The sequence below is a fragment of the Burkholderia sp. Se-20378 genome, assembly GCF_017104665.1.
GTDB classification, from domain to species: domain Bacteria; phylum Pseudomonadota; class Gammaproteobacteria; order Burkholderiales; family Burkholderiaceae; genus Burkholderia; species Burkholderia lata.
On the sequence record NZ_JAAGPG010000018.1, the window covers coordinates 1 to 21089 of the forward strand.

22 protein-coding genes are annotated in these 21089 nt (G+C 66.9%); 2 read left to right on the plus strand and 20 right to left on the minus strand.

Translation table 11 applies throughout. The features are described from left to right. Positions 1-41: 41 nt before the first annotated feature. From G3N93_RS04475 to G3N93_RS04550, 16 genes are all read right to left on the minus strand, one after another. On the minus strand, positions 42-974 hold the full coding sequence (locus tag G3N93_RS04475) for a family 2A encapsulin nanocompartment shell protein (RefSeq protein WP_006479760.1): 933 nt from the start codon (positions 972-974) through the stop codon (positions 42-44). A 138-nt stretch (positions 975-1112) separates the two neighbouring features. Continuing rightward, positions 1113-1334, minus strand: a complete 222-nt coding sequence (locus tag G3N93_RS04480; RefSeq protein WP_011356215.1) for a helix-turn-helix domain-containing protein — start codon at positions 1332-1334, stop codon at positions 1113-1115. Positions 1335-1342: 8 nt separating this feature from the next. Beyond that, positions 1343-2281 (minus strand): serine O-acetyltransferase EpsC, encoded by a 939-nt coding sequence (epsC, locus tag G3N93_RS04485; protein WP_174938216.1) that lies wholly within the window; start codon positions 2279-2281, stop codon positions 1343-1345. 28 nt (positions 2282-2309) lie between these two features. Beyond that, positions 2310-2780: a rhodanese-like domain-containing protein gene (locus G3N93_RS04490; RefSeq protein ID WP_174938214.1), complete on the minus strand. Its 471-nt coding sequence runs from the start codon at positions 2778-2780 to the stop codon at positions 2310-2312. A gap of 426 nt (positions 2781-3206) precedes the next feature. Beyond that, positions 3207-4607, minus strand: coding sequence for an amidase family protein (locus G3N93_RS04495; protein WP_174940152.1), 1401 nt, complete (start codon positions 4605-4607; stop codon positions 3207-3209). A 75-nt stretch (positions 4608-4682) separates the two neighbouring features. Then, on the minus strand, positions 4683-5474 hold the full coding sequence (locus G3N93_RS04500; protein ID WP_206132358.1) for an alpha/beta fold hydrolase: 792 nt from the start codon (positions 5472-5474) through the stop codon (positions 4683-4685). Positions 5475-5558: 84 nt separating this feature from the next. Then, positions 5559-5885 (minus strand): DUF4148 domain-containing protein, encoded by a 327-nt coding sequence (locus tag G3N93_RS04505; protein ID WP_206132359.1) that lies wholly within the window; start codon positions 5883-5885, stop codon positions 5559-5561. A 303-nt stretch (positions 5886-6188) separates the two neighbouring features. Further along, positions 6189-6731: a cytochrome P460 family protein gene (locus G3N93_RS04510; RefSeq protein ID WP_206132360.1), complete on the minus strand. Its 543-nt coding sequence runs from the start codon at positions 6729-6731 to the stop codon at positions 6189-6191. Continuing rightward, positions 6731-7774, minus strand: a complete 1044-nt coding sequence (locus G3N93_RS04515; RefSeq protein ID WP_206132361.1) for an alpha/beta fold hydrolase — start codon at positions 7772-7774, stop codon at positions 6731-6733. The genes G3N93_RS04510 and G3N93_RS04515 overlap by 1 nt, the downstream gene beginning before the upstream one ends. Positions 7775-8043: 269 nt before the next feature. Continuing rightward, the gene (locus tag G3N93_RS04520; RefSeq protein ID WP_124581688.1) at positions 8044-8298 is read right to left on the minus strand and encodes an RNA-binding protein; all 255 of its coding nucleotides are present in this window, start codon (positions 8296-8298) and stop codon (positions 8044-8046) included. Positions 8299-8331: 33 nt separating this feature from the next. Continuing rightward, positions 8332-9510 (minus strand): acetate/propionate family kinase, encoded by a 1179-nt coding sequence (locus G3N93_RS04525; protein WP_206132362.1) that lies wholly within the window; start codon positions 9508-9510, stop codon positions 8332-8334. Between the two features lie 4 nt (positions 9511-9514). Beyond that, on the minus strand, positions 9515-10489 hold the full coding sequence (locus G3N93_RS04530; RefSeq protein WP_374196412.1) for a phosphate acetyltransferase: 975 nt from the start codon (positions 10487-10489) through the stop codon (positions 9515-9517). Continuing rightward, positions 10476-12824, minus strand: coding sequence for a DUF3141 domain-containing protein (locus tag G3N93_RS04535; RefSeq protein WP_206132364.1), 2349 nt, complete (start codon positions 12822-12824; stop codon positions 10476-10478). The genes G3N93_RS04530 and G3N93_RS04535 overlap by 14 nt, the downstream gene beginning before the upstream one ends. A gap of 61 nt (positions 12825-12885) precedes the next feature. After that, positions 12886-13695, minus strand: a complete 810-nt coding sequence (gene fabI, locus G3N93_RS04540; protein ID WP_374196410.1) for an enoyl-ACP reductase FabI — start codon at positions 13693-13695, stop codon at positions 12886-12888. Between the two features lie 334 nt (positions 13696-14029). After that, positions 14030-15307: an epoxide hydrolase family protein gene (locus G3N93_RS04545; protein ID WP_206132365.1), complete on the minus strand. Its 1278-nt coding sequence runs from the start codon at positions 15305-15307 to the stop codon at positions 14030-14032. A 204-nt stretch (positions 15308-15511) separates the two neighbouring features. After that, the gene (locus G3N93_RS04550; RefSeq protein WP_039354670.1) at positions 15512-16216 is read right to left on the minus strand and encodes an SDR family oxidoreductase; all 705 of its coding nucleotides are present in this window, start codon (positions 16214-16216) and stop codon (positions 15512-15514) included. Positions 16217-16350: 134 nt separating this feature from the next. On the opposite strand from G3N93_RS04550, the gene gcvA reads away from it, so the two are divergent. Together gcvA and G3N93_RS04560 are read left to right on the plus strand one after the other, a co-directional pair. Then, positions 16351-17283 (plus strand): transcriptional regulator GcvA, encoded by a 933-nt coding sequence (gene gcvA / locus G3N93_RS04555; protein ID WP_174938192.1) that lies wholly within the window; start codon positions 16351-16353, stop codon positions 17281-17283. A gap of 33 nt (positions 17284-17316) precedes the next feature. Continuing rightward, positions 17317-17598 (plus strand): hypothetical protein, encoded by a 282-nt coding sequence (locus G3N93_RS04560; RefSeq protein WP_174938190.1) that lies wholly within the window; start codon positions 17317-17319, stop codon positions 17596-17598. A 35-nt stretch (positions 17599-17633) separates the two neighbouring features. Here G3N93_RS04560 and G3N93_RS04565 read toward each other — a convergent pair whose 3' ends face one another. The 4 genes from G3N93_RS04565 to G3N93_RS04580 all read right to left on the minus strand — a co-directional run bounded on the left by G3N93_RS04565 (position 17634) and on the right by G3N93_RS04580 (position 21014). Next, the gene (locus tag G3N93_RS04565; RefSeq protein ID WP_206132366.1) at positions 17634-18221 is read right to left on the minus strand and encodes a pyridoxamine 5'-phosphate oxidase family protein; all 588 of its coding nucleotides are present in this window, start codon (positions 18219-18221) and stop codon (positions 17634-17636) included. Positions 18222-18316: 95 nt separating this feature from the next. Beyond that, positions 18317-18508: a hypothetical protein gene (locus tag G3N93_RS04570; protein ID WP_206132367.1), complete on the minus strand. Its 192-nt coding sequence runs from the start codon at positions 18506-18508 to the stop codon at positions 18317-18319. Positions 18509-18520: 12 nt separating this feature from the next. Beyond that, on the minus strand, positions 18521-19720 hold the full coding sequence (locus G3N93_RS04575) for a PLP-dependent aminotransferase family protein (RefSeq protein WP_206121531.1): 1200 nt from the start codon (positions 19718-19720) through the stop codon (positions 18521-18523). 316 nt (positions 19721-20036) lie between these two features. Further along, positions 20037-21014: a hypothetical protein gene (locus G3N93_RS04580; protein WP_206132368.1), complete on the minus strand. Its 978-nt coding sequence runs from the start codon at positions 21012-21014 to the stop codon at positions 20037-20039. Positions 21015-21089: the final 75 nt, after the last annotated feature.

A 21089-nucleotide genomic window follows, 5' to 3' on the forward strand; every position in this document is an offset into this window, starting at 1 on the left:
CGTGCGGCAGCGCGTGCGCGTCGCCGCCGGCCAGGCCGGGATTAACGGTAGGTGTCGGGATAGTCATGGAACTTGGCGATTTCGACGTCATCGAGGACAGCCAGCGCATCCGGCGAATGGACCGCGAGCGAGCAATACAGCGAGATCAGGTACGACGCGATCGCCTGGTTGTTGATCCCCATGAAGCGCACCGACAGGCCCGGGCCCTGCTCGCCCGCGACGCCCGGCTGATAGAGGCCGACCACGCCCTGGCGCTTGTCGCCGACGCGCAGCAGCAGGATCTTGGTCTTGCCGTCCGCGACCGGCACCTTGTCCGACGGGATCAGCGGAATGCCGCGCCACGTGAGGAACTGCGAGCCGAACAGGCTGACCGTCGGCGGCGGCACGCCGCGCCGCGTGCATTCGCGGCCGAACGCGGCGATCGCGAGCGGGTGCGTGAGGAAGAACGCAGGCTCCTTCCACACCTTGGTCAGCAGCTCGTCGAGATCGTCCGGCGTCGGCGCGCCCGTCAGCGGGAAGATCCGCTGTTCGTCGGTCACATTGGCGAGCAGCCCGTAATCGGGGTTGTTGATCAGCTGGCTTTCCTGCAGCTCCTTGATCGTCTCGATCGTCAGGCGCAGCTGTTCCTTGATCTGGTCGTGAGGACTGCTGTAAAGATCGGAGATCCGCGTATGCACGTCGAGCACCGTGCTCACCGCGTTCAGGAAATACTCGCGCGGCTGTTCCTCGTACGGCACGAAGGTCTGCGGCAGCACGCTTTCGTCCTCGAGCTGCGTGCACGCGGCGCGCACGGCTTCCGGGTTCTTCACCTGGTTCAGGCGATAGATGCCCGCCTCGACCGGCACCCATTGCAGCAGGTGGGTCAGCCAGCGCGGCGTGATCGTGGAAAGCTGGGGGACGGTCTTGGTAGCGTTCGCTAGTTGGCGGGCGGCGTGATCGCTCAGCGCGGCCGTGCCGCTTGCAACGGTCGACATGTGTGGCTCCGGGTTCTTTAGATGAAAAACGGGATTGCTTATGACGCTCGGTGATTATCGGAAGCACGCACCTGCCGGCTCAACATGCTATAGCCGTCATGTCGCGTGCAACCGAAAGGGAAACGGAACGGGGCAGCCTCAGGTGACGTACGCGCCCGGCAGCAGCGTCGAGATCGACACGTCGAACGCACGCGCGATCTTGTCGGCCGTGACGATCGACGCGATCGCCTCGCCGCGCTCGATCTCGCCGACATACGAGCGGTTCAGCCCCGCATGCTCGGCCAGTTGCTCCTGCGACCACGTGCGCGCTTCGCGCAGCTTGCGCACGTTGGCGCCGAAGTGATGGATGAGGTCGCTCATCGCGCCTCCTAGGCGACACGCGCTGCCGCGCGCGGTGCGGTGTTCGCTTCGCTGCGCAGCACGGCCTGCGTGATGTTCGCGCCGGCCGGCACGTCCTGCGTGAGCCACACGTTGCCGCCGATCACCGCGCCGCGCCCGATCGTTACGCGGCCGAGGATCGTTGCGCCCGCATAGATCACGACGTCGTCCTCGACGATCGGATGGCGCGCCAACCCTTTCTCCAGGTGGCCGGCCGCGTCGCGCGGAAAGCGCTTCGCACCGAGCGTGACGGCCTGGTACACGCGCACGCGCTCGCCGATGATCGCCGTCTCGCCGATCACGACGCCGGTGCCGTGGTCGATGAAGAAGCCCGCGCCGATGCGCGCGCCCGGATGAATGTCGATGCCCGTTTCCGCATGCGCCTGCTCGGCGATGATCCGTGCGAGCAGCGGCAGGCCGAGCCCGTACAGCTCGTGCGCGAGCCGGTGGTGGATCATCGCGAGGATGCCCGGGTAGCACAGCAGCACCTCGTCGACGCTGCCGGCCGCCGGATCGCCGTGGAAGGCGGCCAGCACGTCGCTGTCGAGCAGCCGGCGAATCTCGGGCAGGCGCGCGGCGAATGCCTGCACGGCCGTCGACGCCACTTCGTCGACGTTATCGACCGACGCATCGGCATTGCGCTGTCGCGCCGCGTAGCGCAATTCCAGTTTCACCTGCGCGAGCAGCGCATTCAGCGCGGTGTCGAGCGCATGGGCCACGTGAAAGTTCTCGCTCTCCTGGCGCAGGTCGGGCGGCCCGAGCCGCATCGGGAACAGCACGCCTTTCAGCGCGCCGATGATCTGCGCGAGCGCCTCGCGCGCCGGCAGGTCGCGCCCGCCCGGTTCGAGCGAGCGCCGCTGCTTCTCGCGCCATGCGCGGCGCACGCTCTGCAGCGATTGAACGATGTCGTCGATGTCGAATGCGGCCATGCTGCTTTCTCCCTGTAACGGCCGTGAATCAGTCCTGCGCCCACGGCAGGCCGCGAAAACGCCAGCCATTGCTGCCGCCGCGATGCTGCCGCTCGTCGAGGTCGCCCTCGAACCCTTCGAGCACGTTGAATACCTGCGTCAAGCCCCCCTTCGTCGCGGCCTCGGCTGCCTGTGCCGAGCGGTTGCCGCTGCGGCACAACAGCAACACGACAGCCGTCTTGCCGGTCTTCGCTTCCAGTTCGCGCACGAAGCGCGGGTTGCGCGTCAGGCTCGTGCCCGTTGCCCACGGCACGTGCAGCGACGCCGGCACATGGCCGACGAATTTCCGTTCCTCGGCGGTGCGTACGTCCACCAGCAACGCGTCGCCGGACGAGAACAGCGCCCACGCCGCTTCCGGCGCGACACCGCCCGCATAGGGCGTGCCGGCCGCGGCCGCCGCTGCGCGCGCGTCTTCGAGCGCCTGCTGCGCAGCGGTTCGTTCTTCCAATGCAACCGTCATGACACTTCCTTGTTTTCGTTGATTCGTATGATCAAAAAACACCGGGAATGCGGCCGTTGCAGCTTGCATGCTGTCTATAGCCGTCAGCGCCACTATGCGAGTGCGGCCGGGCAAGCAGAACCAATAAAAATTCATTTCCTAATCAGCGGCGCGAAGAATGCAATAGCAGACGCGCGCTATCGGGGCGGGTTCGCGGGCGAGCAGGACGGGAAGACTGGCGACCGTTCGATGTCACGCATCGAAGGACTTTGAAAGGCATGGCGGGAGACGATCAACGCGGCGTATGGCGCGTTGCAACGGAATCCGAAACGGAGTGCCTGCACGGGCGCGCATGCAGGGACGACTGATGAAATCCGGCTGGCTGGCGGAACGCATCGGCACGATGCCGGACGGGCATCGCCGATGCATTCGCCTTCCGTCAACCGGTTACTGCACCGGGTCGACTGGTGCAACCGGCACGCCGCGCGCTTCGATATCGCGCCCGGCCAGCAGGCACAGATCCTCGCGGTGATGCGCGGCGACCACCTGCACACCGACCGGCACGCCGTTCACGAGCGCCGTCGTCACGGCCAACCCCGGCAGCCCCATCGCCGGCAGCGCGCGCAACGTGAGCTGCGCTTCCCACACGCGATCGAACCCGTCCTGCCCCTGCCGGTCGAGATCGTCCGGGAACGGCAGCTCCGACGACACCGGCAGCAGCACGACCGCATATTCGTCGAGGAACAGCCGCCACTGCCGCGTCAGCGTCGTGCGCTGGACGAGCGCGCGACTGATCACGTCGGCCGGCAAATCGCGCACCTTGCCGCGCACGGCCTCGACCACGGCAGCCGCACCCGGATCGCCGTCTTTCACGACCGCGCTCGTCAATGCGTCGAATCCGTCGCCGAGCCAGAGTTGCTCCTGCAACAGTGCCGCTTCGCGCATCGGCGGCGTGTCGTCGATTTCGTCGACGGTCCAACCCGCATCGACGAGCCGCCGTGCGGCATCGCGCAACGCGGCCTCCACTTCAGGTACGACCTGCAAGCCACCCGGCCGCACGCACAGCGCCGCGCGCTTCGGCACCTCGCGCCCGTCGAACGGCACCGCCACGTGCCACGGATCGCGCGGGTCCGGCGCGGCGAATGCACGCAGCGCGAGCGAGAGATCGTCGATCGTGCGAGCAATCGGCCCCGCCGTCGACATCAGTTGCGCGCCGATCGCACGCTCGGGCGATGACGCATTGAACGCCGGCACACGTCCGAGCGACGGCCGGATTCCGTGCACGCCGCACGCGTAGGCCGGATAACGCACCGAACCGCCGATGTCGGTCCCGACGGCAAGCGGCCCGATCCCGGCGGCCACGGCCGCCGCCGCGCCGCCGCTCGATCCACCCGGTGTCAGCGAAGGATTGCGCGGATTACGCGTGTGGCCATGCACGAGATTCGACGTGAACCAGCGCAACGCGAATGTAGGTGAATTGGTGCGGCCGAGCAGGATCGCACCGGCCTTTCTGATGTTGCTGACCACCGGACTGTCGGCTTGCGCGATCAGGTTCTCCTGCAAACGCGTGCCGTTGGTCGTCGCGAATCCCGCCTGGTCGACATTGATCTTCACCGTGACCGGCACGCCCGCGAGCGGCCCCGGATCGTCGCCGCGCGCGATCGCGCGATCGACTGCGTCGGCCTGCTGCCGTACCTCGTCGGGCCGGTGTTCGATCACCGCGTTGATCGCCGGATTCACAGCATCGAGACGATCGAGCACCGCGTCGGCCACTTCGCGCGCGGATACCTCACGATGCCGCACGCGTTTCGCGAGTTCGGTTGCCGGCAGTTGCCAGAGTTGCGTCATGACTTCTCCTTTTGGAAGGACATCACAATCACTCATGGCGTCGCGCTTCCCCACGAAAGCGCGGCGCCGCGTCACTCACTGCGTATCCTGCTTCGCGCGTTCGGCGGCCGCGATGATCGCGTCGGCCACGGCCTTCGGCTGGCTCAGCATCGACACATGGCTGCCGTTCACACGCGTGACCGTCGCGCCGATTCGCTTCGCCATCGCTTCCTGAAGCGTCGGGTCGATCATCTTGTCCTGCGTCGCGACGACGAACGTCGACGGCTTCGCATGCCAAGCGGCCTGCGTGACCTTCTCCGAGATGCAACCGCTATACCACGGCCCCTGGGTCGCCGCAACGATGCGCTGCTGCGCAGGCGGCAGGTCCGGCGCGAAGTCCTGCGCGATCGCCTTGTCCGACAGCGTCGCGAAACCGCCCGCGTCCTTGCGCAGCTCGCCGGCCCACGCGGGGGCCGGCAGCCCCTGCGTGACGTCGGCGATCGACTCGCCATTGTCGGGCGCAAACGCGGCGACGTACACGAGCGACTTCACCTTGTCGTCGTTGCCCGCGTCGCTGATCACGACGCCGGCCCACGAATGGCCGACCAGCACGACCGGCCCCTTCTGCGCGTCGATCGTGCGCTTCGTGGCGGCCGCATCGTCCGCGAGCGAGCTCAACGGATTCTGCACCGACACCACGTGCAGCCCGCGCGCCTCGAGCAGCGGAATCACGCGGTTCCAGCTCGACCCGTCGGCGAACGCGCCGTGCACGAGCACGACGTTCGTGCCCTTCAGGTCGTCCTTCGGCGCAGCCTGCGCCGCCACCGCACCGAACAGTCCGCCGATCACCGCGGCGGATACCAGAACGCGTTTCATCAAACCGGCCATCGTCATGCTCCTATTTGTGTCGTGTTATTCAAATGAAGTGCTGCACGGGCAACCGCGCCTCTCTGCTGCAGGCGCGGCACCGGATCACGAATGCGCGTACAGGTCGTCGGCTGCATTCCGTGCGGAACGCGATTGGGCGGCATCGCGATGGCCGGCAGGCGTCGACGCATCGGCGACGTTGTCGTCCTGCGACTTCGACGGGCCGTTCTGGTCGGAGCGTGCGACCTGCAGCGCGGCGGCGATGTCTTCCGGGTAGTGCGGTTCGCTGCGCGCCGGGTTGTAGCCGGCCTGTTCCAGGCGAACGAGTTCTGCGCGCACGTCGGCACGCGTGAGGCCGTGGCCGGAATCGGCAAACGACAAGGCGGGGATGGCAGCGAGGACGGCAACGGCGAGGAGTCGAGCGGCTTTCATGAAGGTTCTCCTTGAGAGAGGTAGGTCAGTCGATCATTCGGCATCCGATCCAGATCGTCTGGCATCGAACGTTTCCTGCATGTCGACAGTAGAACCCGCGCACGTATCTGCCATGTTTCCGAAACCGAGGCTTTCTGCATGCCAGTTTTTCAGGAGCGGCCGCAGATACAGTGCGATACAAACCGGGCTGCCGCATCGTTCGCGGCCCCATCTGCCGATGGGCGCCCCCAAAGCCCACCCACCATGAAAAAAGGCGTGCCACGCATGGCACGCCTTTCCGTCGAATACATCAAGACGTGCACGTCACGGCGCAAGCCGCGTGAACACGTAGTCGTGGTTCTTCACGCGCGCCTGGTGGCACGCAAAGCACGTCTGATGCTGGCCGATATCGGCCGGCACGCCGTTGATGAAGCGCCCGAAGCCCCAGCCGCCCGTCGATGCATAGCGGCGCGAGTCCTTCACCATCACCTGCACGGTCGTCGCCTGGCCCGGCACCGTCGCCGGCGCGAACTCGTCGGACTGCTTGCGCTTGTACGCGAGCTTCACGAGGATCGTGCCGTCCGGGAACGGCAACGTCGCCTGTTCGAGCGCACGGATCGCGACAGGATTGCCGAGCACCACCCGTAGTTCATCGAGCGGCGCGGCCTCTTCGGCCGGCGCGACCATTTCCCACTTCCGGTAGCCGGGCGGGATCGTCACGCCGTAGATCGGCGACGCGGCGGCAGCCGGCTTCGGCTGCTCCGCGAACGCGGCCGGGCCGCTCGCCGACCACGCGCCGGCCAACAGCACGCCCGCGACGACCGCGCGTCGCAGGCCGCGACGCGCCACACCCACGCAAGCCCGCATCACAGATGCTCCACTTGCAGGATCGCCTCCGCGAACGCCTGCGGCGCTTCCTGCGGCAGGTTGTGGCCGATGCCGCCGGTGATCGTCCGGTGCTGGTACTTTCCCGTGAACTTCTTCGCGTACGCGGCCGGCTCCGGATGCGGCGCGCCGTTCGCGTCGCCTTCCATCGTGATCGTCGGCACGGTGATCGCGGGCCCGGCGGCAAGACGCCGCTCGATGTCGACGTACTGCGCCTCGCCCTTCGCGAGTCCGAGGCGCCAGCGATAGTTGTGGATCACGACCGCCACGTGATCGGGGTTCTGGAACGACGCGGCCGAGCGGGCATAGGTTTCGTCGGAGAACTGCCACTTCGGCGATGCGAGTTGCCAGATCAGCTTGTTGAACGCGTCGCGGTTCGCCGCGTAGCCCAGCGCGCCGCGCTCGGTCGTGAAGTAGAACTGATACCACCACTGGAACTCGGCCTGCGGCGGCAGCGGCTTGCGGTTCGCCTCCTGGCTGCCGATCAGGTAGCCGCTCACCGATACCAGCGCCTTCACGCGCTGCGGCCACAGCGCCGCGATGATGTCGGCCGTGCGCGCGCCCCAGTCGTAACCGCCGAACACCGCGCGGTCGATCTTCAGCGCGTCCATCAGCGCGATGATGTCGACCGCCGTCACGGCCTGCTGGCCGTTGCGCACGGTGTCGGGCGAGCGGAACGTCGTCGACCCGTAGCCGCGCAGGTACGGCACGATCACGCGATAGCCGGCCGCGACGAGCAGCGGCGCGACTTCCGCATAGCTGTAGATGTCGTACGGCCAGCCATGCAGCAGGAACACGACGGGGCCGTTCTTCGGCCCGAGGTCCGCATACCCGACGTTGAGCACGCCCGCGTCGATCTGGTGAATCGTGCCCAGCGACGCGACGCCGGCCGAACGCTTCGCAGGCGGGGCATCGGGCGCCGACTGCGCATGCGCGAGGGCGCTGAAGCCGAGGTCGGCGAGGCTCAGGCTGGCCAGCGTCGTACCCAGGATCAGGCGGCGGCGGGTGTTCACGGTTTCAGGCATGACTCGTTCTCCATTGTCGATCGCTACGAAAGGGGCCCGCGGCACGGGCGGGCGCTCGGGAATCGGCGTTCTCAGCGGCGGCGCCGGCACTGCGCCGCCGTGTGAATCGCTTCACCGGATTTATATCCGATCCATCCCGAGGCTTTGTATCCCAACGTATCTGTGTGCGAACACGACACACGACGATTCAAAAATCGTGCTGGAGACGCCTGTTTGCGGGGGAGCCGGCCCGCATTCCCCCCTTCAACCACGCTGGCGCGAGAAGCCGCTCACACCTTCCGGTCCGGCAGGATATGCGCACGAATCGACCGCCCCCGCCACGACAGGTGATCGATCCGCGCACGCAGCGTGTAGAGCGCCACCGACGACAGCGTGCTGAACCGGAGCAGCGCGATCGGGTCGCCGATCCCGGCCGGCACGCGCTCGATCGAATCGAACAGCGGGAATCCATACCGTGTCAGGAACGCGCCGACCTCGTCGTCGCGTGCGTGTTCTTCGACATTGACCAGCAACAGTTCGGCCATGACGGCTCCTTTTCCTGTTCGCTCATCCGTCCGTCACCGGATCAACCGGCGCGTATGGTGCGCGATCATCAGTTCTTCGTTGGTCGGGATCACCCATGCCGGTACGCGACTCGACGCCGTCGTAACCAGTGGCCCGCCCGCGTTGTTCGCTTCGACGTCGATCTCGACGCCGAGCCACGCCGCCCGACGCATCACCCCTTCGCGAATCGGCGCCGCATGCTCGCCGATCCCGGCCGTGAAGACGATGGCGTCGATGCCCTCCATCGCGGCGGCAAGCGACCCGAGTTCACGCGCGATGCGGTAGACGTATAGCTCGATCGCGAACCGCGCGTGCGGATCGTCGCTCGCGAGCAGGGTCCGCATGTCGCTCGAGATGCCGGACACGCCGAGCAGCCCGGAACGCCGATAGATCAGATCCTCGACGGCGCGCACGTCCATCCCGAGTTCTTCCATCAGGAACAGCACGACGCCCGGGTCCAGGTTGCCGCAACGCGTGCCCATCGGCAGCCCGTCGACGGCCGTGAACCCCATCGTGCTCGCGACGCTCTTGCCCGCAACCAGCGCACACATGCTCGCGCCGTTGCCGAGGTGGGCGACGACCGTGCGCCCGCGCGCCGCCGGTGGCGCGACGTCGGGCAGCACGCTCGCGATGTACTCGTACGAGAGCCCGTGGAAGCCGTAGCGGCGCACGCCCCGGCTGGTGATCGACTCGGGCAGCGCGAACGCCTGGGTCACCGCGGGCTGCGTGCAGTGGAACGCCGTGTCGAAGCAGGCCACCTGCTCGATACCGGGCTGCACCGTTTCGAGGATGCGAATCGGCGTCAGGTTGTGCGGTTGATGCAACGGCGCGAGCGGCGTGAGTTTGTCCAGCTCGGCCACGATCTCGGGCGTGACGCGCACCGGGCCGCTGAAGCGCTGCCCGCCGTGCACGACGCGATGGCCCACCGCCGCGAGGCGATGCCCTTCCTGATGAGCCTCCAGGAACGCGGCGATCTGCTCGAGCCCTTCGTGATGGCCGAACGACTCGCCACCGGCCCATTGCTGCTCGTGACGTTCCGCGTGATGGTCGACGGCGCTGAAGTGCGCGGTGTCCGTGTACAGACCGTCGACCTGACCGTGCACGATCAGCCCGAGCGTGTCGCGCTGCACGTCGAATGCGGAGAACTTGATGCTCGACGAGCCCGCGTTCAATACCAGAATCACGTCTGCCATCGCGTCACCCCGCGCGCGTGGCCGCTTCGCGCTGCACGTTCGCGACGAGCATCGCGACCGCGCATGAAGCCAGCCGGGTAATCAACGAATCGGCGCGACTCGTCAGGATGATCGGCACGCGCGCGCCTAGCACGATCCCCGCCGCGTCCGCGCCGGCCAGGAACGACAGGCTCTTGGCGAGCATGTTGCCCGCTTCGAGGTTCGGCACCATCAGCACGTTCGCATGCCCGGCCACCGGCGAATCGATCTGCTTGATGCGCGCGGCCTCGGGATCGATCGCGTTGTCGAGCGCAAGCGGGCCGTCGACGAGCGCGCCGGTAATCTGCCGCCGATCCACCATCTTGCACAGCGCGGCGGCTTCGAGCGTCGACGGCACTTTCGGGTTGACCGTCTCCATCGCCGACAGGATCGCCACGTATACCTGCGGAAATCCCAGCGCATGGGCGAGATCGATCGCGTTCTGCAGGATGTCGACCTTTTCCTCGAGCGTCGGCGCGATATTGATCGCCGCGTCGGTCACGATCAGCGGATCGGCGTGCGCGGGCACGTCCATGACGAAGCAATGGCTGATGCGCCGGCCGGTGCGCAACCCGGCATCGTGACGCACCACTTCGGCCATGAGCTCGTCGGTGTGCAGGCTGCCCTTCATCAGTGCGGACGCCCGCCCGTCGCGCACGAGCCGCACCGCCGCGGCGGCCGACGCCTCGCTGTACGGTGCATCGACGATCTCGTGATCGCTGATCGACAGCCCGCACGCCGCGGCGGTCGCTTCGATCCTTGCACGCGGGCCGACCAGGATCGGTTCGATCAGCCGCTTGCGCGCCGCCTCCAGCGCGCCCTCGAGCGAGCTTCGATCGCACGGATGCACGACGGCCGTCGGCATCGGCGCCAGCGTCCCGCAGTGTTCGATGAGGCGGTGATATTTCTCGTGTCTGTTTTCCATCACGGTTCCTGGCTGTTGTCCGTCACTGCACACGATCGAGGGCCGCCACGGGCCCCTTGGCCGGCCGCTTCGCGGGCGCTGCGCCCAGCACCGCGCGGATGCGTTGCAGGGCCGCCCACTGTTGCTCGCTCACCGACGCGCTTTGCACGCGCGGATCGCCCAGCAGCTTGTCCAGCAACGTCAGCAACCGCTGGCGGTCCTCCGGCCGGGCAAGCAGCGCCGGCAGCGTGGCGACGGCCTGCTGCGGCGCGTACGTCGCGATGATTTCCTGCTCGCCATAGATGCGCCGCCACTGGTCGGGCGGCAGGTCCGGCAGATACTCGGCGTAGGTTTCGGCGAGTTCACGCTCGGTCGCAAGCTGCGCCAGCGGAAATGGCTCGCCGCTGCGTTCGAGCAGAAACGCTGCGCGCGCCACCGCTTCGGTGTAGCCACCCCGGTCGATCGATGCGAGCGCATCCTTCACGAACGGGAGGTCGCGAGGGTCCGTCGCTACCGGCGTAGCCGCGTGACGATCGCGATACTGCTCCGCGAAATGCAGCATGAAGGGTTGCGTGTACAGCGTGAAGAACAGCGACTCGGTGCTCGCATCGCGCATCGCACGGAAAAAATCGAGCGACGCGCTGACGACATCCGAGCCACGGCGTTCGAGCTTGCGCCACGGCTCGATATCGTCGGCCGGCTGACGGTTCGCCTTGACCGTGTCGGCGGCCGGCTTCAGCCAGCCAAGCCACGGGTTCAGGTCTGAAAACGCCCAGCGCTGAAAGCGCAGCGGATGAAAATCGCGCAGCAAACGTGCCGTGGTTTCGTTCGAGGCCTGCTGCACGAACGGCTGCATGAACAGTTCATAGGCGCGCTGCGTGAATTCGGACAGCTCGGCAACAGCCTCGAACGCATGTTCGTCCTTGCGCCCGAAACGGTTGAAGTGCTGCGCGATCTCTTCGAGACGGTGCTCGGCGAAGGTGACCTCGTAAGCGACCTTCCCGTCGGCGCCTTTCACCTCTTCGATCGACATCGCATAGAGGCCCGGCGGCAGTGTTTCGACGGCATCCAGCACGCTGACGATCTGGGCGTGCTCCTTCTTCGCGACCTTGCCCGACACGAAAATGCCGAGATGCCCCACGTCCTCTTCCATCAAGCCGATGATCACCTGCCCGCGCGACTTGATCTCCTCCGTGCTGCCGTAGATGTCCGCGACCCAGTTGAACGCCTGCTGCGGCGGCGTGATGTTGTCGCCCATCGATGCGAACAGGATGATCGGCGAGCGGATCTCGCGCAGGTCGAACGCCTTGCCCGCCCCGTCCCGCACCTCACCGGACCAGAGCTTGTTGCCGATGAACAGGTTGCGCGTGATCCATTCGATCTCTTCGCGGTTCATCAGGTAATAGCCGCCCCACCAGCGCTCGAACTCGAGGAAGCGCGGCGGCTCGGTGTCGATGTTGTCGTACACGTGGTAATACTTGTCCCACAACGTGTTCGCCGGGTTCAGGTTCTCGAAGTTCTGCACCAGGTATGCGCCGTCGAACTTGCCGTGGCCGAGGTCCGACGAGAACGACGCGAGCCAGGTGCCGCCGAGCAGGCCGCCGGCATAGCGCATCGGATTGTCGCCGGGCCCCTCGCTCCACGCGCCGCTCCAGTACGACATCGGGGCGCCGTTGATGACGATCGGGCCCGTATCGTCCGCCGACGAGCTCGCGAGCATCATCGCGGCCCAGCCGCCCTGGCAGTTGCCGACGATGGCCGGCTTGAGGCTGTCCGGATGCAGCTCCCGCACTTTCCGGACGAACGCCTGTTCCGCCGCGCACACGTCGAGCAGCGTCTGGCCGGGCTCGGGCTCCTGGAAGAACACGACGAAGTACACCGGATGCCCCGCGCGCAACGCCACGCCGACCTGCGAATCGTCCTTGAAGCCGCCGATCCCGGGGCCGTGCCCCGCGCGCGGATCGATGATCAGGTAAGGCCGCTTCGCGGCGTCGACGATCACGCCGTCCGGCGGCTGGATGTGAACGAGCGCGTAATTGACGGGCCGCTCGAACTGCCTGCCGTCGAGCACGACGTCGTAGTCGAAATGCAGCACCGGCTTGAGCCCCTGGGCCGTGCGCTCGACGAATTGCGAGCCGCGCTCGCGCAGCGTGTCCCAGAACAGCAGCGAGCGCTGCGCGGCGTCGACCGCGTAATGCCATGCGCCCAGCGGCGAAAACTGTGCGGCAAAAGGGGCGGCGCCCGGGTCGTGGCTGGGGCTGTCGCTGCCGTCGAATGCTTCTCTCAGCCGCTTCCCGTACTGTTCGAGCGCGTGCTGCGTGCGCTTTTGCAGGACGTGGACAATCTCCGCGGCGATCTCATGACTGCGCGCCAGTTGCGTGGCAGCATCCATAACACTGTTCTCCAGAGGGGCTAGGTGAATCTCGACGCATTCCGGGAGCGGCCGTCTCGCGTCAGCCGAGCACGTGCATCCCGGCGTCGATGTAGTGAACGCCGCCGGTCATCGCGCGTGCGGCATCGCTGGCGAGAAAGGTGCACAGCGCGCCGACGTCGTCGATGTCGAGCGGCCGGCGCAACGGCGCGCGCCGTGCGGTGTCGTCGAGCAGGTGATCGAAGTTCGGCAGCCCGGAGGCCGCTCGCGTGGACAATGCACCGGGCGACACCGCATGCACGCGAATGCCTGCCGGCCCCAGTTCGACGGCCAGGTAGCGAACGGTGGCCTCCAGCGCCGCCTTGACCGGCCCCATCACGCCGTACTCGGCGATGACCTGGTCGGCGCCGATATAGGTCATCGCCATCAGGCTGCCGCCGGAATTCATCAATGGCTCGGCAAGCTTCGCCATCCTGATGAACGAATGGCAGGAGGTGTCCATCGCGAGTGCGAACCCTTCCGGCGAACTGTCGACCACCCGCCCGTGCAGGTCGGCCCGGGGGGCATAGGCCACGGCATGCAGCAGAAAATCGAGGCCGCCCCACTGCTCGCCGATCGTGTCGAACACCGCGCGCATCTGGTCGGTGCGACTCACGTCGACGGGCATCGCAATGGCCGGCTTCAGTTGTTCCAGCAACGGTTCGACGTACGGCAACGCGCGGTCGGATTGCCAGGTCACGGCCAGCTCGGCACCGGCTGCGTGAAAGGCGCGTGCGCACCCCCACGCGATGCTCTGCTCGTTCGCCAGTCCGACGACGATGCCTCGTTTGCCTTCAAGCAGCCGCATGCCATTGCCGGACACGCGCGACTCGCGCACGTCGCTAATCGTCATCGCGAAACCTCAGGTCGTATTTTTTCGCAGGGCGAAACTGTGAAAGGGCCGATTTGCCTTTCTGTCGCGAATCATTGTATTGAGGGTTTCAAACACTCAGATCATTCGTGCGATATATTTTTGATTTTTATCAAAATCGCTTTGGAATCATATAATTACGATGGAATGTTTCGATCCGGAAGGACGGATTTCATCGATATGTCATTCAATCGTGTGTGGACATGACGTGCCGTTTTCGCAGAGAGAAATAAAGCCGCCGACGGTTTCGCTATAAAACAAAAGCGAACGCAGGCCGCATGACTGCCCTCGGCCCGCGTTCGCCACATTCCCTCGCTTACCCGCGCCGCAACGGCCGGAACCCGGCACGCACTTCACGGGCGAACAGTTCCGGCTCCTCCCATGCCGCGAAATGCCCGCCCTTGTCGACTTCGTTGAAGTAGATCAGGTTGTGATAACTGCGCTCGGCCCAACTGCGCGGCGCCTGGTAGATCTCGCCCGGAAACACCGTGATCGCGGCCGGCAGCGAGATATCCACCGCGTTGAAGTTGTTCGAGTGATCCTCCCAGTAGATCTGCGCGGCGGACGTCGCGGTGTTCGTCAGCCAGTACAGCGAGATGTCGTCGAGAATCTCGTCGCGCGGAATCGAGCGTTCGGGCACGCCGCCGCTGTATGTCCATTGCGAGATCTTGTCGTACATCCACGCAGCCTGCCCGGACGGCGAATCGGCCAGCGCATAACCGACCGTCTGCGGGCGCGTGACCATCATCGCCGAGTAGCCGCAGTTGTCGCGATAAAAGGTCGCGAGCTTCTCGTACGCGGCCTTCTCCTTCGGCGACAGCGAAGCCGGCGCGGGCGCATCGGTCGCGAGCAGCGTCGCGATATCCGGCGGCACCGTCGCCGGCATGTTCACGTGAATCCCGGCCAGGCCCTGCACGCGCTGCATCGCCATCCGGTGCGAGATCACCGAGCCGCAGTCGCCGCCCTGCGACACGAAGCGCGCATAGCCGAGCCGCGCCATCAGCTCGCCCCACGCACGCGCGATGTGGTCGGAACCCCAGCCGGTCTGCGTCGGCCGGCCCGAGAAGCCGAAGCCCGGCAACGACGGCACGACGACGTGAAACGCGTCGTCCGCGCTCGCGCCATGCGCGGTCGGATCGGTCAGCGGGCCGATCGCCTTCAGCAACTCGAAGATCGAGCCCGGCCAGCCGTGCGTCATGATCATCGGCATCGCGTTCTCGTGCCGCGAACGCACGTGGATGAAATGAATGTCGAGCCCGTCGATTTCCGTGATGAACATCGGGAAACCGTTCAGGCGCGCCTCGCCCTTGCGCCAGTCGTAGTCGGTGCCCCAGTAACGCAGCAGCGCCTGCATGCGCGCGAGCCGCACGCCTTGCGATTCGTCGGCGACGGTCTCGCGGCCCGGCCAGCGCGTCGCGGCAATGCGGCGGCGCAGGTCGGCCACGGCCTCATCGGGAATGTGCGCGGTGAACGGGCGTATGCCGCTGGCGCCGGTCGCCGCATGCAGCGCGGTGGGCAGCATCGCCGAGACCCCGGCGGCCACGGAGGTGGCCAGCAGGTGGCGACGCATCGGGGAAAACGGTGTGGAAGACATCGTTCGGCATCTCCTTTCGTGAAGTGGAAAGTGAACATGCCGCGCGCGGGAAACGCACCCAGGCTTTCAATCCGGCGCGCCCTCGTCACGCGGCGTCGCCCATTTGAAAGGTCTGATGTATCCCGGATTTGTCTGATTTGTACGCGTTTGTAGCTGCTGCGAGGCGAGCGGCCGGGCTTCTACGGCCGCTCGCCGGTGCGACGCTCAGAGCGCCTTGACGATCGCGCCGTCGACGCGAATGTTCTGCCCGGTGATGTAGCCCGCGCCGTCCGACAGCAGGAACGCGACCGTCTTCGCGATCTCGCCGGTCTTGCCGAAGCGGCCCGCCGGAATGCGGGCGACGATTTCCGGCGTTTCCGGCCAGCTGTCGATGAAGCCCGGCAGCACCGCGTTCATCCGGATGTTCTCGGCCGCATAGCGCTCCGCGTAAAGACGCGTCCACGCGCTCAGCGCCGCGCGCAGCGCCGACGAAACGGGCATCGGCTGCTCGGGCGCGTCCGCCGCGAAGCTCGAGATGTTGACCACCGCGCCGCCGCCCTGCTTCTGGAAGATCGGCGTCACGCGGCGCATCACGCGCACCACGTTCAGCAGGATCAGGTCGAGCCCTGCGTGCCAGTTGTCGTCGGTGATCGCCAGCAGCTCGCCCTTCGGCGGGTGCCCGGTGTTGTTCACGACCGCATCGATGCGACCGTAGCGCGCCACCGTTTCCTGCACGAGCCGGTCGATGTCGGCCTCTTCCGTCACCGAGCCCTGGATGCCGAACCCGCCCAGCTCCTCGCCGAGCGCCACCGCGCTGCCCGACGGCGACATCAGCGCGACGCGATAGCCCGTCGCCGCCAGTTCACGCGCGATCGCCGCGCCCATGCCCTTGCCTGCCGCCGTGATCAACGCTACTTTTTCTACAGTCACGATATGCTCCTCATTCGAATCCTGCCGCCGCGCAGCCGCCGTTCGGCGCGCCATGGTGGTAATGTAGGCGCATCAATCACGACTGTCGAACCAGTATTTCTGCCTCCAGCCGATAGTTTTTCTACAGCCTGACGATGCCGCCTCGCCCCTCCCGCCTGCCGCCGCTGAATGCGCTTCGCGCGTTCGAAGTGTCCGCACGGCACCTGAATTTCCGCGCCGCCGCCGACGAGATCGGCGTCACGCAGGGCGCGGTCGCGCAGCAGGTGCGCCATCTCGAGGACGTGCTCGGCCTGAAGCTGTTCGAACGCCTGCCGCGCGGCCTCGCGCTGACGCACGACGGCGCCGCCTACTTCTCCGACGTGCAGCGCGCGCTGCACGCGATCGCCGACGCGACCGACAAGCTCGTGAAGCGACGCGCCGCGCTGACGATCAGCACGACGCCGTCGTTCGCGTCGAAATGGCTGATCCCGCGGCTCGCGCAGTTCACCGATGCGCATCCCGACTACGACGTGCGCGTGATCGCCGACCCGCAGATCGCAACGTTCCGCCATGACGGCGTCGATCTCGCGATCCGCTACGGCAAGCCGCCGTTCGGCAAGCATCTCGCCACGCATGCGCTGTTCCCGCTCGACGTGTGTGCGGTGTGCAGCCCGGCGCTGCTGGCCGCGCCCGCCTCGCCGCGCGCGCTTGCGGGCCATGTGCTGCTGCACGACGCGCACGACCTGTGGCCCGAATTCCTCGCCGCGATGCCCGAGCCCGTCGACCTCGATCCGCACAAGGGCTTGCGCTTCAACCAGACGTCGCTCGCGATCGATGCGGCCGTCGCCGGCCAGGGCATCGCACTCGCCACCGATCCGCTGGTCGAGCGCGACATCGCCGCGGGCAGGCTGTGCAAGCCGTTCGATTTCGCGTTTCCGCTGTCGGTGGGGTTCTATCTCGTGTATCCGGCCGAGCGACGCGACGACGACGCGATCGTCGTGATGCGCGAGTGGATGGCCGCGCAGGTGGTGTCGGACGGGCGGCCGTCCAGTTCAACCGGCAGTCGCGGTGCGGGAAGCAACGCCTAGGCGCCGGGCGCCATGGCGTGAGGAGAGGATCCGATGGGATGGGAAGAAAAGTACGGCGGTATCTGGACTGGCGTGCTGATGCCCGGCGAGATGCCCGTTGCCGAAACGCATCTCGTCGATCGCCATCTGGTCGCGCTGATTGCCCGACGGCCTGATGGCCTTTATCGGGCCGTCGTCCTGGGGCATCGCCCTGATCCTCAGTGGCGCGTGCCGTTCTGGGGAGAAGTCACGGCGCCGGCGATGGCTTCGTCGATCGATGACGCCGAGCAGTACCTCGTCGCGGCGTTGGCCAATCTCGTCGAGCGCGGCTCGTGAAAGATGACGTCCCGACGGGCGGCCCCTGAGCGCACTCAGGGCGCGATCCAGCGGCCTTCGTAGCCGCCTTCATGCAAGTCGAACACCGCGCGGCGATGGCCGGCGCGCGCGAGTTCGAGCCAGTCGATGCGCGTCACGGTCACGTGAAGCAGGCAGAAGTTGTCGTAGCCGTCGTCGGTTGATGCGGTGCTGTCGACATGCGCGGCTTCCGGCGACTCGACCGGCGTGCCCGGCGGCAACGGTGCGCGATACAGCAGCAGCGTATGCGGACGGCTCGATTGCCAGATCGCGCGACGCTGCGCTTCGTCGTCGCAGATCGATGCGACGCCTTCCACGCGAATCTGCACGAGTGCATCGAGATCGTTGGCGACGAGCGCGATGCGCGGATCGCGACGCAGCTCGGCGACCTTCTCCGAACGCGCATCGGTATGAAACGACAGCACACGATCGGCGCGGCTCACCTGACGCAACACGACCGTACGCACCTTCGGCGCGCCGTCGACGCCGAGCGTCGCGGCCTGCAGCATCGTGAACGGCGAGCGCTGCACGCTCACGCCGGATTCGAGACAGGACCACAGGCGCTCGTACGTTTGCGCGAGCGATTCGGAAGTGGAGTCGGACATGACGGTGCGGCGATCGTACAGGTTGCGATCGCGCAAGCTTAACCGTTTGCAGCGGCGACGGCACGCGTGTGGCGCGCTCGCCGTCGCCGTGCGGCTCAGTTGTAGCCGAGCACGACCGGCGCCGCATCGCCGAGGTCGGCCGCCGGCTCCGCGCCGAAGCGGCCGAGCACGTCGGCCACATACTGCGGCCCCGCGCTGATCTGCGACGACCGGTGCGCAACCGGCCGGTTATCGCCCGCACCCGGCGCGACGCTCGTCGATACGGTGTCGTTGACGGTGATGTTCATATTGTTGTCTCCTCACGCGGCCAGCGCCGCACCATACGCGCGCACGAGGCGCGCCACGCCTTCCCGGATCGCGTCGACGTCCGGCGCGGCAAACGACAGGCGCAGCGACGCGGCGTCGACGTTGTCCGCGAAGAACGCCTTGCCCGGCACGAACACGATCTTGTTCGCGATCGCCTGTTGCAGCAGCACGTCCGACGACACCGCGCCGATCCGCGCCCACACGAACATCCCGCCTTCGGGACGATGGAATTCGATCGCATCGCCAAGGCCGTCGCGCAACGCGTCGCACATCGCATCGCATTTGCGCTGGTAGGCAGCCGTGATGCGCGGCAGATGGCGTTCGAGCGCACCGTCGGCCAGATATTCGGCGGCGACCGCCTGGGTCCACGGCGTGCTGCACAGATCGACCGTCTGCTTCGCGATCACGCAGCGCCGCGCGATCTCGGCCGGCGCGATCGTCCAGCCCACGCGCAGCCCAGGCGCGACGATCTTCGACAGGCTCGCGAAATGCACGATCCAGTCGCGCGCACCGTCCACTTCATCGGCGAGTGCGAGCATCGACGGCACGGCTTCGCCCGCGAAACGCAGGTCGCCATACGGATCGTCCTCGATGATCAGGAAACGGTATTGCACCGCGAGACGCAGCAGCTTCAGCCGGCGCTCGCGCGTGAGCGTCGCGCCCGTCGGATTCGCGAAGGTCGGCACCGTGTAGAGCAGCTTCGGCTGCGCAATCGCGCCGGACGCGAGCTGTTCGCCGAGACGCTCGACGTCGAGGCCCGCGCCGTCGACCGGAATCGTCACGATGCGCGCCTGCTGCAGACGCATCGCCTGCAGCGTCGCCGGGTAAGCCGGCTGCTCGGTCAGCACGACGTCGCCGGGCGACACCATCACGCGCAGCAGCAGGTCGAGGCCCTGCTGCGAACCGGTCGTGACGAGCAGTTCGGCCGGCGTGCACGCCACGCCGCGGCGCCCCATCAGCGCGATCAGTTGCTGCTTCAGTTCGGCGAGGCCGTCGGTCGGGCCGTATTGCAGGCAGCGCACCGGCTGCGCGTACGCACGCTCGGCGGCTGCGTTCAGGCCGTCGACGTCGAACAGGTCGCTGGCCGGATAGCCGCCGGCGAAGGAAATCATGCCCGGTTCGGACAGGTACTTGAACAGTTCGCGGATCGGCGAGCCGGCGGGATTCTGGAATGAGGGAGTGAACGCGTACATGTCGTCGTGAGCTGGATGGCGCGGACGGCCGGGATAGCCGCCGGATACCGGCCACCGCGGCGCTTCTGGCGCCACGGCGGTGAAATCGAGCCACGATTGTCGATAGTCATTAAGGCCGCGGCAAACGATATCTATGCACTAGGTCTTGCGGTTTGGTCATCACATGGGGCTTGGGCGGCAGCGGCGAAACGCCCCGTCCGTCAGCGCGACGACACCGGATTGCGTGCGGGTGTTGCCGGCGAAAAGCCAATCCCGGCGATTGTTTCGGCATGCGCTTATACGCTTACCCTGCCCCGCTTGCCGGAATCGAAACGAATCAGTGCGGCGTCCCGGAAGGCGTGGCCGGCGGCGGCTTGGGCTTCCAGGTCGAAAGCGCGTGCGTGAGGTCGTCCGTCACATAGTGCGGACCGTCGAACAGATAGACCGGATAGCCGCGATACGCCACCAGTTGCTTGCTCAACTCGTCGGCGCTGGCGGAACGGAACCCGCCCCGCTCGGCGGGCCGGAACGCCTCGGCGATGACCCGCACGCGCTGCTTGCCCAACCGTGCAACCAGCTCGTCGAGGTAGCTGCGCGCGACATACGGCTCGCGGGCATAGACGCCGCAGCCGTCCTGGAAGAACACGCCGACGTCCGCGGGCAGCCACGCGGCGAGCCACTCCGCGAGCGCCTTTCCACCGATATTGGTCTGGTCGTACACGCTCACCCAGAGCGGGCGCGGCAGCCGTTGCAGGATCGCGGCGAGCTTGGGCGCGTCCTGCCAGGTCGGATCGATCTCGACCGGAAAGTAGTAGCCGGTGACATGCAGCGGGACCGTTGCGTGCACCACTTCCAGCGACTGGTCGGCGAGCGTCGACAGATGGGTGCGCGCCCGCTTCTCGTCCTGGTAGCCGGCGAGCCCCAGGATCACGTTGCGGGCCCACGGCTCACGGCCGATACGTTCCCAGTCGGGAAGGTGCGCGGCAGGCTGGATGCGGGTGTTGGCGATGAACGCGGTATCGTCGACGACGGTCCACTGAATCAGCAGATCGTGGATGCCGAGTATCTGCCAGCTGCCGACCGGATTGGTCGTCGCGTTGTCCAGCTGCCAGACGATGCCGTCCGCGTGTACGTCGTGCGCGGTCCAGCTGCAGGCGGCCACGACGAGCGATGCGCCGATCGCCGCGAGCGTCGCCGCGCGAGGCGAGCGCGGCGAACGCGGCGCGACGGCGGGCGAGCCCGGTCGCGCTGCAAGCCGGAACCGGCCCATACGCTGTCGAATCCTGCGCAAAGCCGGGATCGCGTACGTGGTCATCGCTGGTTCCCCGGAAGCATGCCTGCGCGTCATCGTAGCCGATCAAACGCAAACGTGCGGCCCGCGTTGCCAATG

Excerpts from the sequence above, each read along its gene's own strand:
- G3N93_RS04475 (WP_006479760.1), bottom strand. The coding sequence starts at position 974 with ATGTCGACCGTTGCAAGCGGCACGGCCGCGCTGAGCGATCACGCCGCC.
- G3N93_RS04480 (WP_011356215.1), bottom strand. The coding sequence starts at position 1,334 with ATGAGCGACCTCATCCATCACTTCGGCGCCAACGTGCGCAAGCTGCGC.
- epsC (WP_174938216.1), bottom strand. The coding sequence starts at position 2,281 with ATGGCCGCATTCGACATCGACGACATCGTTCAATCGCTGCAGAGCGTG.
- G3N93_RS04490 (WP_174938214.1), bottom strand. The coding sequence starts at position 2,780 with ATGACGGTTGCATTGGAAGAACGAACCGCTGCGCAGCAGGCGCTCGAA.
- G3N93_RS04495 (WP_174940152.1), bottom strand. The coding sequence starts at position 4,607 with ATGACGCAACTCTGGCAACTGCCGGCAACCGAACTCGCGAAACGCGTG.
- G3N93_RS04500 (WP_206132358.1), bottom strand. The coding sequence starts at position 5,474 with ATGGCCGGTTTGATGAAACGCGTTCTGGTATCCGCCGCGGTGATCGGC.
- G3N93_RS04505 (WP_206132359.1), bottom strand. The coding sequence starts at position 5,885 with ATGAAAGCCGCTCGACTCCTCGCCGTTGCCGTCCTCGCTGCCATCCCC.
- G3N93_RS04510 (WP_206132360.1), bottom strand. The coding sequence starts at position 6,731 with ATGCGGGCTTGCGTGGGTGTGGCGCGTCGCGGCCTGCGACGCGCGGTC.
- G3N93_RS04515 (WP_206132361.1), bottom strand. The coding sequence starts at position 7,774 with ATGCCTGAAACCGTGAACACCCGCCGCCGCCTGATCCTGGGTACGACG.
- G3N93_RS04520 (WP_124581688.1), bottom strand. The coding sequence starts at position 8,298 with ATGGCCGAACTGTTGCTGGTCAATGTCGAAGAACACGCACGCGACGAC.
- G3N93_RS04525 (WP_206132362.1), bottom strand. The coding sequence starts at position 9,510 with ATGGCAGACGTGATTCTGGTATTGAACGCGGGCTCGTCGAGCATCAAG.
- G3N93_RS04535 (WP_206132364.1), bottom strand. The coding sequence starts at position 12,824 with ATGGATGCTGCCACGCAACTGGCGCGCAGTCATGAGATCGCCGCGGAG.
- fabI (WP_374196410.1), bottom strand. The coding sequence starts at position 13,695 with ATGACGATTAGCGACGTGCGCGAGTCGCGCGTGTCCGGCAATGGCATG.
- G3N93_RS04545 (WP_206132365.1), bottom strand. The coding sequence starts at position 15,307 with ATGTCTTCCACACCGTTTTCCCCGATGCGTCGCCACCTGCTGGCCACC.
- gcvA (WP_174938192.1), top strand. The coding sequence starts at position 16,351 with ATGCCGCCTCGCCCCTCCCGCCTGCCGCCGCTGAATGCGCTTCGCGCG.
- G3N93_RS04560 (WP_174938190.1), top strand. The coding sequence starts at position 17,317 with ATGGGATGGGAAGAAAAGTACGGCGGTATCTGGACTGGCGTGCTGATG.
- G3N93_RS04565 (WP_206132366.1), bottom strand. The coding sequence starts at position 18,221 with ATGTCCGACTCCACTTCCGAATCGCTCGCGCAAACGTACGAGCGCCTG.
- G3N93_RS04570 (WP_206132367.1), bottom strand. The coding sequence starts at position 18,508 with ATGAACATCACCGTCAACGACACCGTATCGACGAGCGTCGCGCCGGGT.
- G3N93_RS04575 (WP_206121531.1), bottom strand. The coding sequence starts at position 19,720 with ATGTACGCGTTCACTCCCTCATTCCAGAATCCCGCCGGCTCGCCGATC.
- G3N93_RS04580 (WP_206132368.1), bottom strand. The coding sequence starts at position 21,014 with ATGACCACGTACGCGATCCCGGCTTTGCGCAGGATTCGACAGCGTATG.